The 15602-nt window shown below is 65.6% G+C and carries 19 protein-coding genes; 7 read left to right on the top strand and 12 right to left on the bottom strand.

Annotation, left to right across the window (positions count from 1 at the left end; all coding sequences use genetic code 11):
* Window positions 1-30: 30 nt before the first annotated feature.
* Window positions 31-675, bottom strand: coding sequence for a maleylacetoacetate isomerase (gene maiA, locus KHP16_RS01130; protein ID WP_115954089.1), 645 nt, complete (start codon window positions 673-675; stop codon window positions 31-33).
* 6 nt (window positions 676-681) lie between these two features.
* The gene (locus KHP16_RS01125) at window positions 682-1383 is read right to left on the bottom strand and encodes a fumarylacetoacetate hydrolase family protein (protein WP_109582196.1); all 702 of its coding nucleotides are present in this window, start codon (window positions 1381-1383) and stop codon (window positions 682-684) included.
* Between the two features lie 236 nt (window positions 1384-1619).
* Between KHP16_RS01125 and KHP16_RS01120 the strand changes: the two genes are divergently transcribed.
* From KHP16_RS01120 to ybiB, 5 genes are all read left to right on the top strand, one after another.
* On the top strand, window positions 1620-2252 hold the full coding sequence (locus tag KHP16_RS01120) for an ANTAR domain-containing response regulator (protein WP_109582197.1): 633 nt from the start codon (window positions 1620-1622) through the stop codon (window positions 2250-2252).
* 402 nt (window positions 2253-2654) lie between these two features.
* Window positions 2655-3962 (top strand): CmpA/NrtA family ABC transporter substrate-binding protein, encoded by a 1308-nt coding sequence (locus tag KHP16_RS01115; RefSeq protein WP_109582198.1) that lies wholly within the window; start codon window positions 2655-2657, stop codon window positions 3960-3962.
* A 51-nt stretch (window positions 3963-4013) separates the two neighbouring features.
* Window positions 4014-4916: a nitrate ABC transporter permease gene (ntrB, locus tag KHP16_RS01110; RefSeq protein WP_115953852.1), complete on the top strand. Its 903-nt coding sequence runs from the start codon at window positions 4014-4016 to the stop codon at window positions 4914-4916.
* A gap of 16 nt (window positions 4917-4932) precedes the next feature.
* Window positions 4933-5736 carry an ABC transporter ATP-binding protein gene (locus KHP16_RS01105; RefSeq protein WP_109582200.1) on the top strand — a complete coding sequence of 268 codons (804 nt, stop codon included), beginning with the start codon at window positions 4933-4935 and terminating at the stop codon, window positions 5734-5736.
* An 84-nt stretch (window positions 5737-5820) separates the two neighbouring features.
* Window positions 5821-6837 carry a DNA-binding protein YbiB gene (ybiB, locus tag KHP16_RS01100; RefSeq protein ID WP_179592711.1) on the top strand — a complete coding sequence of 339 codons (1017 nt, stop codon included), beginning with the start codon at window positions 5821-5823 and terminating at the stop codon, window positions 6835-6837.
* A gap of 13 nt (window positions 6838-6850) precedes the next feature.
* Here the strand turns inward: ybiB and KHP16_RS01095 are convergent, their stop codons facing one another.
* Entirely contained in the window at window positions 6851-7726 is an 876-nt protein-coding gene (locus tag KHP16_RS01095; protein WP_115953854.1) for a pirin family protein, read from the bottom strand.
* A gap of 441 nt (window positions 7727-8167) precedes the next feature.
* Here KHP16_RS01095 and rpoH point away from each other — a divergent pair, with 441 nt between their 5' ends.
* A complete protein-coding gene (gene rpoH, locus KHP16_RS01090) occupies window positions 8168-9049 on the top strand; it encodes an RNA polymerase sigma factor RpoH (protein ID WP_109582791.1) in 882 nt (293 codons plus the stop codon).
* A gap of 66 nt (window positions 9050-9115) precedes the next feature.
* Here rpoH and KHP16_RS01085 read toward each other — a convergent pair whose 3' ends face one another.
* The 5 genes from KHP16_RS01085 to KHP16_RS01065 all read right to left on the bottom strand — a co-directional run bounded on the left by KHP16_RS01085 (window position 9116) and on the right by KHP16_RS01065 (window position 13321).
* Window positions 9116-9724: an SCO family protein gene (locus tag KHP16_RS01085; RefSeq protein WP_109582203.1), complete on the bottom strand. Its 609-nt coding sequence runs from the start codon at window positions 9722-9724 to the stop codon at window positions 9116-9118.
* Between the two features lie 107 nt (window positions 9725-9831).
* Complete coding sequence (cyoE, locus tag KHP16_RS01080; RefSeq protein WP_109582204.1) at window positions 9832-10779, bottom strand: heme o synthase; 948 nt, start codon at window positions 10777-10779, stop codon at window positions 9832-9834.
* A complete protein-coding gene (locus tag KHP16_RS01075) occupies window positions 10776-11879 on the bottom strand; it encodes a COX15/CtaA family protein (RefSeq protein ID WP_211959444.1) in 1104 nt (367 codons plus the stop codon). Before KHP16_RS01075 ends, cyoE begins: the two co-directional genes overlap by 4 nt.
* 6 nt (window positions 11880-11885) lie before the next feature.
* Entirely contained in the window at window positions 11886-12575 is a 690-nt protein-coding gene (locus KHP16_RS01070) for an SCO family protein (RefSeq protein ID WP_109582206.1), read from the bottom strand.
* A gap of 14 nt (window positions 12576-12589) precedes the next feature.
* Complete coding sequence (locus KHP16_RS01065; RefSeq protein ID WP_415831424.1) at window positions 12590-13321, bottom strand: SURF1 family protein; 732 nt, start codon at window positions 13319-13321, stop codon at window positions 12590-12592.
* A gap of 66 nt (window positions 13322-13387) precedes the next feature.
* Between KHP16_RS01065 and KHP16_RS01060 the strand changes: the two genes are divergently transcribed.
* A complete protein-coding gene (locus tag KHP16_RS01060) occupies window positions 13388-13597 on the top strand; it encodes a twin transmembrane helix small protein (protein WP_109582207.1) in 210 nt (69 codons plus the stop codon).
* Between the two features lie 98 nt (window positions 13598-13695).
* On the opposite strand, the gene KHP16_RS01055 is transcribed toward KHP16_RS01060, so the two are convergent.
* From KHP16_RS01055 to KHP16_RS01040, 4 genes are all read right to left on the bottom strand, one after another.
* The gene (locus KHP16_RS01055; protein WP_109582208.1) at window positions 13696-14556 is read right to left on the bottom strand and encodes a cytochrome c oxidase subunit 3; all 861 of its coding nucleotides are present in this window, start codon (window positions 14554-14556) and stop codon (window positions 13696-13698) included.
* Window positions 14557-14631: 75 nt separating this feature from the next.
* On the bottom strand, window positions 14632-14856 hold the full coding sequence (locus tag KHP16_RS01050) for a DUF2970 domain-containing protein (RefSeq protein WP_211959443.1): 225 nt from the start codon (window positions 14854-14856) through the stop codon (window positions 14632-14634).
* Window position 14857: 1 nt separating this feature from the next.
* A complete protein-coding gene (locus KHP16_RS01045) occupies window positions 14858-15460 on the bottom strand; it encodes a cytochrome c oxidase assembly protein (protein ID WP_109582210.1) in 603 nt (200 codons plus the stop codon).
* 22 nt (window positions 15461-15482) lie between these two features.
* Window positions 15483-15602, bottom strand: coding sequence for a cytochrome oxidase small assembly protein (locus tag KHP16_RS01040; protein WP_211959442.1), 120 nt, complete (start codon window positions 15600-15602; stop codon window positions 15483-15485).

Here is a 15602-nt window from a genome sequence, read left to right as displayed (position 1 = left end):
AAAAACTCCCCGAATCCCGGGGAGCCTTTCTTACTCGCTGTCCGGCTGCGCGCCGGGCGCGGCGTTGCGAAACGCCTCCAGTTCGAGGCACGCTTCATTGATCCGCGAGATCAACGGATAGCGGCTCATATCCACCTTGAGGCGCAACGCGTTGAACACCTGCGGCACCAGGCACAGGTCGATCAGCGTCGGCGTGTCGCCATACGCGAACTTCCCCACGTGGCCGATGCGTTCGAGATTGAGCTCGAGCGCCGTGAAGCCCTGCTGCACCCAGTGGCGATACCACGTGTCTCTGGCCTCGTCCGGTACGCCCAATTCATTCTTGAGGTACTTGAGCACGCGCAGGTTGTTGAGCGGATGGATCTCGCACGCGATCTCCTGCGCCAGACCGCGCACGATCGCCCGCTCGAGCGGATTGCCGGGCAGCAGCGGCGGGTGCGGATGCGTTTCATCGAGGTACTCGATGATCGCCAGCGACTGGATCAGCGGCTGCTGATCCACCATCAGCGTCGGCACCACGGCGTCCGCATTGATGGCGCGGTAGCCGGGCTTGAGCTGCTGGCCGCCCTCCCTGAGCAGGTGAATCGGCTCGTAGTCGTAGGGCAGGCCCTTCAACGCGAGCGCGATCCGGACCCGGAACGAAGCTGAACTGCGAAAGTAGCTGTACAGCTTCATCATCGGTCAGGCTACCTTGATCGTCAGGTCGCCCACGCCTTCGACGTGACACGTCATGACGTCGCCCTTGACGATCGGTCCCACACCTTCCGGCGTGCCACTGTAGATCAGGTCGCCGGGCTGCAGCTCGAACAGCTTCGACAGGTACGACACCATCTCCGGCACGGACCAGATCAGGTCCGACAGGTCGCCGCGCTGCTTCTCCACGCCGTTCACGCTCAGCGTGACCGCGCCCTTCTCGGGATGGCCGATGGCGGAGACCGGGACAATCGGGCCGATGGGCGCCGACTTGTCGAACGCCTTGCCGGTTTCCCACGGACGGCCCGTCTTCTTCGATTCGTTCTGCAGATCGCGGCGCGTCATGTCGAGGCCCACGGCGTAGCCGAACACGTGGCTGGCTGCCTGCTCGACCGGGATGTCCTTGCCGCCCTTGCCGATCGCCACCACCATCTCGATTTCATAGTGGACGTTGCTGGAGCCCGGCGGATACGGGAACGTGCCTTCGGTGTTGTCCGCCACATAGCTCACCGCATCGGACGGCTTGCAGAAGAAGAACGGCGGCTCGCGATCGGGGTCCGAACCCATCTCGCGCGCATGCGCCGCATAGTTGCGCCCCACGCAGTACACACGACGCACGGGAAAGCTGGCGCTGCTGCCTCGCACGGGAACGCCGACGGGGGCCTGCGGGGCGAATACGAACTCGGTCATCCTGACTATCTCCAGACTCTGGTCTCTTGGGACTATGGGGGAAACGTGGGACTTCGGGGACTACACGACTACGGGATCGAGGGACCACCATGGCAGGTCCGCCGCGCGGCATCTCCCACTCCGCGCGGCAGTGCAAGAGCATACACCCGGCGCCGCCGCGAAACATGCCTGTTGCGTTTTCCGCTTCCTAAGTCGGCGCGAATCTTGCATGATGCAGTGCAACCGAAGCGACCGCCATGACCCGCCGCCCCCCCACATCCCCCGCCCCTGCCCAGCCGGCCGCCGCGCGACCGCTGCGCATCCTGCTCGTGCGGGACCCCCATGACGAGGATCCCCTTAACGTGGAAACGATCCGCGCCGGGCTGGCGCAGGCGGGCTTCGCCGAGGTGCATACGGTCGACGCCGACCTGCGGCTGCCGGACGTCATCTCCGCGCGGCAGCCGGACCTCGTGATCATCGCTTCCGAGTCGGCCGCGCGCGACACCATCGAGCATGTGTGCGTCTCCACGCAGCACGCGCCGCGGCCCATCGTCCTGTTCACGGACAACGACGATTCCGCGCGCATCAAGGCCGCGCTGTCCGCCGGCATCACCGCCTACATCGTCGATGGCCTGCGCGCCGAGCGCGTGAAGACCGTGCTCGACGTCGCCTATGCGCGCTTCGAGCTCGACCAGCAGTTGCGCGCCGAACTGGACGCCACCAAGCTCAAGCTCGCGGAACGCAAGATCGTCGAGCGTGCCAAGGGGCTGCTCATGCAGGCGCGCGGCATCGGCGAGGACGAGGCGTACAAGCGCCTGCGCAGCATGGCCATGGAGCGCGGCATCAAGCTCGTCGAGGCGGCACAGCGCGTCATCGACGTAATGGTGTAGCTGCGGTGTAGGCGCGGATCCAGCGCGCCCGCGCCGGCACGCACGGCGCTGGTGCAATGCACAACTGTGGCGCTGACGGCCGCCCCGTTCGGGCGATGCCAAGGACGACCGGCACGCCGACGTCGTGCACGCATGCGCCCTCCCGCCACCTTTCACGCACCTTTCGCATCGTTTTCGCCCGCTTTCGCACGCATTCGATCGTTCCGCACGCTGGCACGTCGCTTGCGTTAATGCTGCACGGCCAACGACGGCCGCGGCGGTACCGGTTTCAACTCACACAACTCGATGGATGCACGCGCTCAAAGGGGAGCGCGCGATCCCGGACAACGGCGTCCTGAACTGCACCCGATTCCTGGCAAAGGCGGGCGGCAGTTCAGGACGTTTTTTATTGGAGCCCTGTCAATGCCCTCTCGCCTCAAGATCGCCAAGCCGCAGCGCGTCACCGCGGACAACGCCACCGCCGATGCCGTCCCCGCCAGCCAGGGCCGGCGCCGCGCGCTGGCGACCATCGCCGGTGCAAGCGTGATGACGCTCGTCGATCCGCTCGTGCGCAGCGGCGCGTGGGCCGCGGGCTCCGATGCGCCCGAGAAGCCCGAGGTGAAGATCGGCTTCATTCCGCTGACGGACTGCGCATCGGTGGTGATGGCCTCCACGCTCGGTCTCGACAAGAAGTACGGCATCAAGATCACGCCGAGCAAGGAAGCCTCCTGGGCGGCCGTGCGCGACAAGCTCGTCAACGGCGAACTCGATGCCGCGCACGTGCTGTACGGCCTCGTCTATGGCGTGCAGCTCGGCATCGGCGGTCCGAAGAAGGACATGGCCGTGCTGATGAGCCTGAACCACAACGGCCAGGCCATCACGCTGTCCTCGAAGCTCGCCGAGAAGGGCGTGAAGGACGGCGCCAGCCTCAAGGCGCTGATGACGAAAGAGAAGCGCGACTACACGTTCGCGCAGACCTTCCCGACGGGCACGCACGCGATGTGGCTGTATTACTGGCTCGCCGCCAATGGCATCAATCCGATGCAGGACGCGAAGGCCATCACCGTGCCGCCGCCGCAGATGGTCGCGAACATGCGGGTCGGCAACATGGACGGCTTCTGCGTGGGCGAGCCCTGGGGCGCGCGCGCCATCGCGGACAAGATCGGCTTCACCGTCGAAACCACGCAGGCCATCTGGAAGGACCATCCCGAGAAGGTGCTCGGCACCACGTCCGAGTTCGTGCAGAAGAACCCGAACACCGCGCGCGCGATGACCGCCGCGATTCTGGAAGCGTCGAAATACATCGACGCGTCGGTGTCGAACCGCCGGAAGACAGCCGAGACGATCGCCGCCAAGTCCTACGTGAACACGGACATGGACATCATCCTCGACCGCATGCTCGGCCGTTACTCGAATGGCCTGGGCAAGACCTGGGATGACCCCGACTCGATGAAGTTTTATCAGGACGGCGCCGCCAACTTCCCGTTCCTGTCGGACGGCATGTGGTTCCTCACGCAGCAGAAGCGCTGGGGCCTGCTCAAGGACCATCCGGACTATCTCGCGGTGGCGAAGCAGGTGAACCGCATCGACCTGTTCAAGCAGGCGGCGACCGCCGCGCAGGTGCCGCTGCCGAAGTCCGATTTCCGTAGCGCCAAGCTGATCGACGGCGTCGTATGGGATGCCACCAAGGATCCCAAGGCCTACGCCGACGGCTTCAAGATCAAGGCCTAGTTTTCTCCGTTCGATTCCATCTTTGTCGTGCCCCGCCTTCAGGAGCCAGACGTGAACGCCATTGTCCCGACCGCGCCCGAGCGCGCCGCAGAGCCGTACACCGATCCCGACGCGAAAGAGCGCGCGGCGCGCCGCGCGCGTGAAATTGCCGCGCAGGAAGCCCGCACCGCCCGGCGCGAAGCGATGTCAGGTCTCGTGATGAAGACCGTGCCGCCCGTGCTCGGCTTCGTGCTGTTCGTGCTGGTCTGGCATGGCATCGCCACGCTGATCCCGGCGATTCCCACACCGGGCAAGACATGGGACGCCGCCGTGCCGCTGTTCTCCGATCCGTTCTACAGCAACGGGCCGAACGACCAGGGCATCGGCTGGAACGTGCTGGCGTCGCTGGCGCGCGTGGCCGGTGGTTTCGGGCTGGCCGCGCTGATCGGTATTCCGGCTGGCTTCATCCTCGGCCGCTTCGCGTTTCTCAACGCGATGATGGCACCCGTGATCAGCCTGCTGCGTCCGGTCTCGCCGCTCGCATGGCTGCCGATCGGCCTGCTGCTGTTCAAGGCGGCAAACCCCGCCGCGATCTGGGCGATCTTCATCTGCTCGATCTGGCCGATGATCATCAACACCGCGGTGGGCGTCACGCGCGTGCCGCAGGACTACCTCAACGTCGCGCGCGTGCTGGATCTTTCCGAGTGGCAGGTGTTCCGCCGCGTGCTGTTCCCCGCCGTGCTCCCGTACATGCTGACCGGCGTGCGCCTGTCCATCGGCACGGCGTGGCTCGTGATCGTGGCGGCCGAGATGCTGACCGGCGGCACCGGCATCGGCTTCTGGCTGTGGGACGAATGGAACAACCTGAAGGTCGAGCACATCGTGATCGCGATCTTCATCATCGGCGTGGTGGGCCTGATCCTCGAGCATCTGCTGCTCGCGCTCGCCCGCCGCTTCAGCTACGGCACCAACTGACCGCACGGTGACCCTCATGGAAAAATTCGTCAGCATCGAAAATGTCGGCCAGACCTTCAAGACACGCAAGGGACCGTTCGTCGCGCTGCGCGACGTGGACCTTTCCATCGCCGAAGGGGAATTCATCACGCTGATCGGCCACTCGGGATGCGGCAAATCGACGCTGCTCAACCTGATCGCGGGGCTGACCACGCCGACCTCAGGCGCGCTGATCTGCGCGGGCCGCGAGATCGCCGGCCCCGGTCCCGAGCGCGCGGTGGTGTTCCAGAACCACTCGCTGCTGCCGTGGATGACCTGCTTCGAGAACGTGCACCTCGGCGTCGAACGCGTGTTCGGCGCCACGGAGAGCAAGGCGCAGGTCAAGGCGCGCACGCACGACACGCTCGCGCTGGTCGGGCTCACGCACGCCGAGAACAAGTATCCGCACGAGATCTCCGGCGGCATGAAGCAGCGCGTGGGCATTGCGCGCGCGCTGGCCATGCAGCCGAAGGTCCTGCTGATGGACGAGCCGTTCGGCGCGCTGGACGCGCTCACGCGCGCGCATCTGCAGGACGCGCTGCTGAAGATCGTCGAGCGCACGCGCAGCACGGTGGTGATGGTCACGCACGACGTCGACGAAGCCGTGCTGCTGGCCGATCGCATCGTGATGATGACCAACGGTCCGGCCGCGACCATCGGCGAGATCCTCGAGGTGAATCTGCCGCGTCCGCGCGACCGCGTGGCGCTCGCCGACGACAAGGCGTACCACGCCTGCCGCACCGCCGTGCTGGACTTCCTCTACCGCAAGCAGCGCAATCCGGCCCTCGCGGAGGCCGCATAGTCCGGGGGCACGCGACACACCCGGGTGGAGAGCGATGGCGGGGTCCGCTATGATGAAACCCATAAGCCATTCTCTCCCCACATCATGACGTCCGCCCAATCCCCCAGCACGACCAGCTTTTCCGCCGCCAAGTACATCAAGGAAATCGGCCGCGGCGTCAACGGCGCGCGGGCGCTGCCCCGCGAGGATGCGCAGACCCTGTTCGACGCGATGCTCGCGGGCCAGGTCTCCGATATCGAACTCGGCGCGGTGCTGATGGCGTACCGCATCAAGGGCGAGGCGCCCCATGAACTCGCGGGCATGCTGGAGGCCGCGCATGGCCATTGCATGCCCATCGATGCGCCGCCCGACCGCACGGTGGTCGTCATTCCCAGCTACAACGGCGCGCGCAAGCAGCCAAACCTCGTGCCGCTGCTGGCGCATCTGCTCGCCCGCGAGGGCCTGCCCGTGCTCGTCCATGGCACACGCGCATTCCACGGCCGCGTGACGAGCATCGCGCTGTTCGAGGCGCTGGGCACGCCGCTGTGCGAAACCACGCGCGACGCGCAGGACAAGCTGCGTCTGCCAGCGGCCGCGAATAGCGGCACCGGGCCGCTCGCGGTCTTGCCGATCGACGTGCTGTCCCCTGCCCTCACGCGGCTGCTCGACAAGCGACCGATCATCGGCCTCCGCAATTCGTCGCACACGATCGTCAAGATGCTGCAGCCCGTGGGCGCGCATACGCCCGCGGAGGCGCTGCGGCTGTATAGCTACACACACCCGGAGTATCGCGAAACGCTGACGGACTATTTCTCGCACGAGCCCGCCAACGTGCTGCTTGCGCGCGGAACCGAGGGCGAGGTGGTGGCCGATGCACGCCGCAGCAGCCGCATCGACTGGCTGCACGACGGTCACCAGCGCACACTGGTCGATCCGATGGGCGGTTCCATCGGCGACGTACCGGCGCTGCCGGCCGGTACCGATACCGAGGCCACGGCCGCGTGGATCCGCAAGGTGCTCGACGGCGCCGAACCGGTGCCCGCGCCGATTGCCACGCAGGTGGATGCCATTCGCGCCTGCCTGAACGACGGCACGCGCGTGACGTGGGCCAGCCCGGTCTGAGCGGAGTCTGACTTCAGGGGCGTTTCGGCGGCAGCGGAATGCGTTCCGTCTCCCCCGGCACATGCGGGAACCGGTCGTCCTGCCAGCGCTGCGACGCCTCTTCGATGGCCTCCTTGCTGCTCGCCACGAAGTTCCAGAAGATGAAGCGCCGTCCATCGGTCGGATCGCCGCCGAGCAGCATCACGCGCGACGGCTCGCTGGCGGTCAGCGTTACCGGCTGGCCAGGGGTGATCACCACGAGGTGCTCGGTCGGCACGGCCTCTCCATCGAGCGCGATGGTGCCGTCGACCGCATAGATGCCGCGCTGGACGTGCTCGGCCGGAATCACGAGGCTCGCGCCCGCATCGATCTCGATCGCGACGTACAGCGTACGGCTATAGACGCGCACCGGCGACTCCGCCCCGAAGGCATCGCCAGCGATCACGGTCATCCGCACGCCGGGCAGTTCGATGCGGGGCAACGTCGCGCCCGGGTGATGGTGGAACGAGGGCGGATCCGCCTCGTGCGCTTTAGGCAGGGCCACCCAGGTCTGGATGCCATGCAGCCGCGGCCCCGCCTCGCGCGCCGCGTCCGGCGAACGCTCCGAGTGCGCGATGCCGCGGCCGGCCGTCATCCAGTTGACGTCGCCGGGGCGGATCACCTGTTCGCTGCCGAGGCTGTCGCGATGCATGATCTCGCCCTCGAACAGATACGTCACCGTCGCCAGGCCGATATGCGGATGCGGGCGCACGTCGATGCCGCTGCCCGGCTCCATGGCGACCGGGCCCATGTGATCGAAGAAGATAAAGGGGCCAACGGTCTGGGCCGTGGCCGCGGGCAGTAGCCGCCGGACGGTGAAATCGCCGAGGTCCCGCACATGGGGCTTCAGCAAGTGTTCGATGACAGACATTGGGGACTCCGTGGGGAATGGAAAGATACGTCCGGACAGCCCTGAGTGTAGCGAATCCCGCAATAGAGAATCCCGAATTCCTGACGAAACCGGAACCCCTCTTGGCGCTCTAATCCTTTCGTGAGCCGGCGCTCGTCCGCAAACCCTTGCGGGACAAGGGAACCGGTCAGGGGTACCGTCTGTCGAACGAGGTGAAAAACTATTTGAACCGAGAATGCAATGGCCCGGAACTATCGACCCCATTGACACTCCAACTTAGCACTCGTCCGGCATGAGTGCTAATATCTGATGCAGTGCTGTAGCCGATCCGATGTGGATTACGCTACACCCGGCAATGCATCGCCGGAAGCGAAAGGAGTCATAGTGAACGCAGTCCTGTCTGCTGATCAAATCGCGCTGGGTCAAGCGAGCCCGGCTGCAGGTCAATCCCCGAGCCGCCGCCTGCCGGCGCCGAAGACGAACGCCAGCTTTGCGCTGACGCTGCCTTCGACCCTGGGGAATCTGGATGCGTACATCCAGGCGGTCCACCGCATTCCGATGCTCACCCCCGAGGAAGAGCAATCACTCGCGCGCGATCTGCGAGATACCGAATCGGTCGATGCGGCCCGTCGCCTGGTGATGTCGCACCTGCGTCTGGTGGTGTCCGTCGCCCGTCAGTACCTGGGCTATGGCCTGCCGCACGCGGACCTGATCCAGGAAGGCAACATCGGCCTGATGAAGGCCGTGAAGCGCTTCGACCCGGATCAGGGCGTCCGTCTGGTCTCGTACGCGATCCATTGGATCAAGGCCGAGATCCACGAGTACGTGCTCAAGAACTGGCGCATGGTCAAGGTGGCGACCACCAAGGCCCAGCGCAAGCTGTTCTTCAACCTGCGCAGCCACAAGAAGGATGCGCACACCTTCACGCCCGAACAGGTGGAAGCCGTTGCGCGCGAGCTCAACGTGAAGCCTGAAGAGGTGATGGAGATGGAAACCCGCCTGTCGGGCGGCGATCTGGCGCTTGAAGGGCAGGTCGAGGACGGCGAGGAAGACTTCGCGCCGATCGCATACCTGGCCGACAACCACAACGAGCCGACCCGCGTGCTCGAGTCCCAGCGTCAGGACCGCATGCAGGTGGAAGGTCTGGAAGACGCGCTGGCGAAGCTGGATCCGCGTAGCCGCCGCATCATCGAGGCCCGCTGGCTGCAGGTGAACGACGACGGTTCGGGCGGCTCCACGCTGCACGAACTGGCTGACGAGTTCGGCGTTTCGGCCGAGCGGATCCGCCAGATCGAATCGGCGGCGATGAAGAAGATGAAGGGCGCGCTGCAGGCCTTCGCCTGATCGCACCGATAGCGCTTGAAGCAAAAAAGCCGGTCTCTGACCGGCTTTTTTTTTTGCCCCGGACCGTTACGATCCGAGCAGCGCCTTCAGATCATGCGCGATCGGCTCCGGCCCCTGCCCATGGCGAATGAACAAGCGTAGCTGACCATTGGGATCGAACACATAGCTGCCGGCCGAATGGTCCATCGTGTAGTTGTTCGGCGAGGTACCCGGCACCTTGGCGTAGTAGACCTTGAAGTCCTGCGTGACCTTCTTCAGCGCTTCCTCGTTTTCCGGACGCAGCCCCAGGAAGCGCGCATCGAAAGCCGGCACGTACTGGCCCAGCAATGCGGCCGTATCGCGCTCCGGATCCACGGTGACGAACAGCACCTGCACCTTGTCCGCCTCCGGCCCCATCTGCTCCATCACTGCCTTGAGCTCGGCCATCGTCGTCGGGCAGACGTCCGGGCAGTGCGTGTACCCGAAGAACATGACGACCGCCTTGCCCTTGAAGTCCGCGAGCGTGCGTACCTTGCCCGACGGATCGGTCAGCGCGAAGTCCTTGCCGAAGCCAGTGGCGCCGGAGATATCGACGTTGCGGAAGGTCGGCTTGGGCTTGCCGCAGGCAGCCAGCAGGAAGGCACAGCAGACCAGGACGAACGCCTGGCGGTAGAACGAGCGGAAAGACGTGGGCATTGGCGGATGGTTGGGAATCGGCCCCGGCAGTATCGCCGATCGCGGCGCCCCCGACGACCGAATGTGCGGGGGGCGCGTCAACATGCCGCATGGATCGGCGCGCAGTCTCAGATCTGCGGCAGGAATTTGAAGTAGTGGTCGATCAGCAGTGCCGCGAACAGTAGCGACAAGTACAGGATCGAGAATCGGAACATGCGCTGGGCGAGGCCGTCCGAGTAGTTGCGGTACAGCTTCCACGCATAGCCGAGGAAGATCAGGCCCAGTACGAGCGCGGCCGCGAGGTAGATGTAGCCGCACATGCCATAGACGAAGGGCAGCAGCGTGGCCGCGATCATCGTCAGCGTGTAGAGCAGGATATGGAGCAGCGTGTAGCGCTCGCCGTGCGTGATGGGCAGCATCGGCAGGCCCGACTTGGCGTAGTCGGCGCGGCGGTACAGCGCGAGCGCCCAGAAATGGGGGGGCGTCCACGTGAAGATGATCAGCACGAGGAACCAGGCCTCGGCCGGCACGGTGCCCGCGACGGCCGCCCAGCCCAGCGCGGGCGGCATCGCGCCCGAGAGGCCGCCGATCACGATGTTCTGCGGCGTCGCCGGCTTGAGCAGGATCGTGTAGACGACCGCATAGCCGAGGAACGTCGCGAACGTGAGCCACATCGTCAGGTCGTTGGCGAACACGTGCAGCAGCCACATGCCCGCGCCGCCAAGGATGGCGGAGAAGATCAGCGTCTGGATCGTCGTGATCTCGCCCGTGGCCGAGGGGCGCCACGCGGTGCGGCGCATCAGCGCATCGACCTTCTGCTCGACCAGGCAGTTGATGGCGAACGCGGCGCCGGCCAGCAGCCAGATGCCCGCGGCGCCGCCGATCAGGACGGGCCACGGCACCATGCCCGGCGTCGCCAGGAACATGCCGATCACGGCGCAGAACACCGCGAGCTGGGTTACGCGCGGCTTGGTCAGCGCGGCGTATTGACGGGCCAGATGTCGGAAATGACGTAACCGGCCCACGGAAGTATGGGGGTGGGTAGCTGTAACCACGGGGGGAAACTTGTCCTTCATGTGGCGCGCGCGGCAACGGAGGGTTGAGCGGCGGCGCCAGCGGTTCGGGTCGCGAGGCCGATATTGTAGTTGAGACGGAGCAACAGTATCAGCAGCAGGGCTGCTCCGCCGTTGTGAGCGACCGCGGCGATCAGCGGCCAGTCGAACACGATATTGGACAGGCCGGTGGCCAGTTGCAGCGCGAGCACCGCCAGCAGCCATGTCGCGTGGCGGGTGAGGCCCTCGAGCGGACGAGCGCGCAGCGCGAACCAGGCGAGGAAGCCGAGCACCACGAACGCGAAGCCGCGATGCACCCAGTGGATCGCCACCAGCGCGCTATGCGGAATGTAATTGCCGTCGGCGGTCATGCCGAGCTGGCGCCAGAGCGTGAAGCCATGGCGGAAGTCCATCTCCGGAATCAGCTGGCCGTTACACAGCGGGAAGTCCGTGCAGGCGAGCACCGCGTAATTGGTGCTGACCCAGCCGCCGAGGAAGATCTGGACGATCAGCAACACCAGCGCGACGATGCCCGGCCAGCGCAAGCCCGCGGCCGCGGGGGCCACCGGATGCGGCGCCTCGTTCCGCGAGCCGAGCCAGATCAGCGACGAGAGCAGCGCCATCGCGAGCATCAGGTGCATGACCACGATGATCGGCTGCAGCTTCATGGTCACCGTGAAGGCGCCGAACGCACCTTGCACGCACACGAGCAGCAGCACCCCCGTGGCGTACCACGGCGACTGCCGCAGCTCCTTGCGCCTGATCCACGCGAGGACCATCAACGCGATGATCAGGACGCCGACGCCCATCGCAAAATAGCGGTGGATCATCTCGATCCACGCCTTCACATGGGTGACGGGACCGCTCGGCATCGCGGTCTGCGCGGCCGCGATCGGTTCCATGGCCGCGTGCGGATTCGAGTGGCCATAGCAGCCGGGCCAGTCGGGGCAGCCAAGACCGGAGTCGGTGAGCCGCGTGAAACTGCCGAACATGATCAGGTCGAGCGTCAGGAACGCCGTGATCCAGACCAGCTTGCGATATTTGTCGCGGCTGCCGCGTACGAGCACGTACGAGAGCGGCAGCAGCGCGATGAGAATGCCGATGATGGCGAGTTGAAGCAGCATGCCTGGTCAGCCGATACGCGAATACTTGAGAAGCTTCTTGAGGTCGCCGTTGATCTTTGCCGGATCGGGATCCTTCGGGAAGCGCATCATGAGGTTGCCGAGCGGATCGACGAGGAAGATCGTGTCCTCGGCCCGCGCGCCCGCCTCGGCCGGCAGCCATTGCCGCACCGCGCCCGCGTCCATGCGCAGGAACCGCACGCCCGCATACGGTTCGTTGTAGGCGGCGCTCAGCCGTTCGTCCACCGTGCCCGTGTCCTGGATCAGCCAGACCGGGACGATGCGCTCTCGGTCCTGTCCCTGCCCCGCCCGAATCTGACGGATCATGAACAGCTTCTTCGCGCAGGCCTCGTCGCACGCGGACGGGTCCGTCGTGACCAGCAGCCACTTGCCGCGCAGCGACGACAGCGGAACCGATTCTGCCCGCTCGTTGGCGATCTGCACCGCCGGCATCGGCCGCTGCGGATCGACGAGCGCGCCGTAGTTGGTCGAGCCGCCCGTCGGCTTGAACACGTAGTACATCAGGTACGACGCGATGACCGGCGATGCGCACACGAGCAGCAGCGCGAGCATCTGCAGGCGGCCGCGACGCGTGCGGGCGTCGATGCGCGCGCTGAGGTCGGGCTGCTGCCCGCCGGACTTGGCGTCCCGGTTGGCCGAAGGTTCTTGCGGAGGCATGGATTCGGTCTGTACGGTCATCTGTTCATTCGTTGTCAGGCGGCCTGCGGGGTCCGCGCGCGTCGCACGCCCAGCACGATCACGAGCGCGAGCGTGAGCGCCGCGATCGCGAACCACTGGAACGCGTAGCCGTAGTGGCGGTCCGCGCCGAAGCCCGGCGGCGTCCAGTCGCGCGCGAGGCCGTCGCGCGTATCGGTGGTCTGTTCGATGACGAGCGGCAGCAGCGGCATGCCGATCTCCCGCGCATACTCGTCTATCTCCACGTTCTGGCGGATCGGCTTGCCCGCTTCGGCTTCCGCCGAGGCGCCGAGCCCATACACGCGCGGCAGCGCGGCAAGCGCGGTGCCATTGAGCGTGACGTCACCCGTGGGGGTGTCGAATGGGGCGATGCGCTTGCGGTCCTGCGCATCGCGAGGCAGCCAGCCGCGCAGGACGAGGACGTTGGCGCCGCTCTCGAGCCGCAGCGGCGTCACCACCAGAAAGCCCGCGCGGCCATCGCTGCCATGCGGACGGTTGTCGAGCAGCACCGTGTGTGCGCGATCGAACCGTCCACGCGCGCGCACCGTGCGATCGCTCAGCGCATTGGTCGGGATATCCCCGGCGTTGAGGTCCACGGGACCCTGCGCCGCCAGCGCGGCAAGCCGCTGCGCGCGCGCGGTCTTCTCGTGCCCGCGCTGCAGTTGCCAGTTGCCGAGCACACATGTGACCGCGATCACGGCGGCCGCCGCGACCATCGGCAGCGTGCCCGGTGAACGCCAGAACTTCACAGGCACCCCTCGGTGCGATAATGCCCGCACATCCCCGCATATCGATAAGGACGTTCCCGCCCCGTCATGCGATTCATCATTGTCCTTGCCTTCATCCTGATCATCGGCAGCCTCGCCTCGGCGCTTTTCTTCATGATGCGCGACCGTGGCCGTACGCCGAACATGATGCGCTCGCTGATGTTCCGCGTGGGCTTTTCCGTGGCGCTGTTCCTGTTCATCCTGTTCTCGCACTGGATGGGCTGGATCCACAGCACCGGGATTCAGATGAACCCGTGACATTACGGCCTCATCAAAAGACAAGGCGCCGCAGGGGTGGTTCCGCCTGCGGCGCCGCTTTCATCTCGTCCCGGCCGTAAGGATACTCCGGTCGCGGATCAGAGCCAGTAGACCACCACGTAGAGGCCGAGCCAGACCACGTCCACGAAGTGCCAGTACCAGGCCGCGCCTTCGAACGCGAAGTGGTGGTCCGGCGTGAAGTGGCCCTTGAGCACACGGCCCAGCACCACCGCCAGCATGATCGCGCCCATGGTCACGTGGAACCCGTGGAAGCCGGTCAGCAGGAAGAACGTGGAACCGAACACGCCGGAGGTGAGCTTCAGGTTCAGCTCATGGTACGCGTGGTAGTACTCGTAGCCCTGCAGGCACATGAAGATGGCGCCGAGCAGGATGGTCAGCACGAGACCCTGGATCACCTGGCTGCGCTTGCCGGCCAGCAGCGCATGGTGTGCCCAGGTGAGCGTGACGCCCGAGGTCAGCAGCAGCGCCGTGTTGATCGTGGGGATCGGCCACGGGCCCATCGTCTGGAAGCGCTCGACGACGCCCGCGGGACCGGTGTTCGGCCATACGGCGGCGAAGTCCGGCCAGATGATCTTGTTGTTCAGGTCGCCAAGCCAGGGCATCGCGATCGAGCGCGCGTAAAACAGCGCGCCGAAGAATGCCGCGAAGAACATCACCTCGGAGAAGATGAACCAGCCCATCGACCAGCGGAACGAAACGTCGATGTTCTTGCCGTACTTGCCTCCTTCGGACTCGCCGATGGCATCGGCGAACCAGGCGCGCAGCACGAACAGGAACCACACGAGGCCCACGGCCACGACGTACGGGCCCCAGGGTTGTCCGTTGACCCAGCCGGCGGCGCCACCGCCCACCAGCAGCAGCCCGAAGGCCGCCGTGATCGGATGGCGCGACGGGCCCGGTACGAAGTAGTACGGAGCGTTTGCGCGGTTCGCACTCATTCTTCTATCTCCAGCTCAGAGTCTCTGATTCAGTGGTTTTTTATATGCTGCTGTCTTTATTGCGCTGCTGCTTCCCTACCCTGCTGCCTGTCCCACCACGGTGCGCACGATCAAGATCAGCACACCGACGAATACCGCCGCGGCAATCAGGCCCGCGATGATCACGTGGACCGGATTCAGCTTGGCCATGTCGGCCTCGTGCCCGGAGCCCTTGCGCAGGCCGATGAACGACCACAGTACCGCGCGCATGGTCTGCAGGAACGAGGCCTTCCGATGGGTCGCTTCCTTCAGATCGTCCATCTCAACTGCCGTGTCCGTTCACGTCGCTACCGACGGTACCCGCGGGGGCCTGTGCCACCGGTGCGCCAACCTCGAAGAACGTGTACGACAGCGTGATGTTCTTCACATCCTTCGGCAGCTTCGGGTCGATCACGAACACCACCGGCATCTGCCGCGCTTCCTTCGCCTTGAGCGTCTGCTGCTTGAAGCAGAAGCACTCGATCTTCTTGAAATACTCGGTCGCCTGCTTCGGCGCGTAGCTCGGGATCGCCTGCGCGGCGATATCGCGCGACTGGCCGTTGGCCACCTCGTACACGATCGTCGCCATCTCGCCCGGATGCACTTCCATCGTGTTCTTCACGGGACGGAAGGCGAACGGGCCGCGCGCGTTGGAATCGAACTCCACCGTGATCGTGCGGCTGGTGTCGACCTGCGTGTTGTCGGCAAAGCGCTTGGCCGAGCCGCCGTACAGTTCGCGCGTGGTCACCACATTGATGCCCGTGACTTCGCAGATCTTCTTGTACAGCGGCACCAGCGCATAGCCGAAGCCGAACATCACGCCGACCACCACGAGCAGCCGGCCGAGCATGCCGCGGTTGAAACGTTTCTCGTCTGCCTTGCTCATCCGCCGCTCCTGCTCACCCCGCTCAGCCGCCAAGAAACTTCATCTTGGCGAAGAAGCCCAGAAAGAACACCACCACCACCGACAACAGGATCCAGCCAAGCCGCCGGTTGGCGGCCCGTTGCTGCGCCTTGCGATCGTCCAT

The sequence above is a fragment of the Cupriavidus plantarum genome, from assembly GCF_905397285.1.
GTDB classification, from domain to species: Bacteria; Pseudomonadota; Gammaproteobacteria; order Burkholderiales; family Burkholderiaceae; genus Cupriavidus; species Cupriavidus plantarum.
The sequence above is the reverse complement of the archived record's forward strand: the minus strand, read 5'-3'. Positions and strand labels throughout refer to the sequence as shown.

What these genes read in the sequence shown, in the direction of transcription:
- maiA (WP_115954089.1), bottom strand. Translation starts at nt 675, where the DNA reads ATGAAGCTGTACAGCTACTTTCGCAGTTCAGCTTCGTTCCGGGTCCGG.
- KHP16_RS01125 (WP_109582196.1), bottom strand. Translation starts at nt 1,383, where the DNA reads ATGACCGAGTTCGTATTCGCCCCGCAGGCCCCCGTCGGCGTTCCCGTG.
- KHP16_RS01120 (WP_109582197.1), top strand. Translation starts at nt 1,620, where the DNA reads ATGACCCGCCGCCCCCCCACATCCCCCGCCCCTGCCCAGCCGGCCGCC.
- KHP16_RS01115 (WP_109582198.1), top strand. Translation starts at nt 2,655, where the DNA reads ATGCCCTCTCGCCTCAAGATCGCCAAGCCGCAGCGCGTCACCGCGGAC.
- KHP16_RS01105 (WP_109582200.1), top strand. Translation starts at nt 4,933, where the DNA reads ATGGAAAAATTCGTCAGCATCGAAAATGTCGGCCAGACCTTCAAGACA.
- ybiB (WP_179592711.1), top strand. Translation starts at nt 5,821, where the DNA reads ATGACGTCCGCCCAATCCCCCAGCACGACCAGCTTTTCCGCCGCCAAG.
- KHP16_RS01095 (WP_115953854.1), bottom strand. Translation starts at nt 7,726, where the DNA reads ATGTCTGTCATCGAACACTTGCTGAAGCCCCATGTGCGGGACCTCGGC.
- KHP16_RS01085 (WP_109582203.1), bottom strand. Translation starts at nt 9,724, where the DNA reads ATGCCCACGTCTTTCCGCTCGTTCTACCGCCAGGCGTTCGTCCTGGTC.
- cyoE (WP_109582204.1), bottom strand. Translation starts at nt 10,779, where the DNA reads ATGAAGGACAAGTTTCCCCCCGTGGTTACAGCTACCCACCCCCATACT.
- KHP16_RS01075 (WP_211959444.1), bottom strand. Translation starts at nt 11,879, where the DNA reads ATGCTGCTTCAACTCGCCATCATCGGCATTCTCATCGCGCTGCTGCCG.
- KHP16_RS01070 (WP_109582206.1), bottom strand. Translation starts at nt 12,575, where the DNA reads ATGACCGTACAGACCGAATCCATGCCTCCGCAAGAACCTTCGGCCAAC.
- KHP16_RS01060 (WP_109582207.1), top strand. Translation starts at nt 13,388, where the DNA reads ATGCGATTCATCATTGTCCTTGCCTTCATCCTGATCATCGGCAGCCTC.
- KHP16_RS01055 (WP_109582208.1), bottom strand. Translation starts at nt 14,556, where the DNA reads ATGAGTGCGAACCGCGCAAACGCTCCGTACTACTTCGTACCGGGCCCG.
- KHP16_RS01050 (WP_211959443.1), bottom strand. Translation starts at nt 14,856, where the DNA reads ATGGACGATCTGAAGGAAGCGACCCATCGGAAGGCCTCGTTCCTGCAG.
- KHP16_RS01045 (WP_109582210.1), bottom strand. Translation starts at nt 15,460, where the DNA reads ATGAGCAAGGCAGACGAGAAACGTTTCAACCGCGGCATGCTCGGCCGG.
- KHP16_RS01040 (WP_211959442.1), bottom strand. Translation starts at nt 15,602, where the DNA reads ATGGACGATCGCAAGGCGCAGCAACGGGCCGCCAACCGGCGGCTTGGC.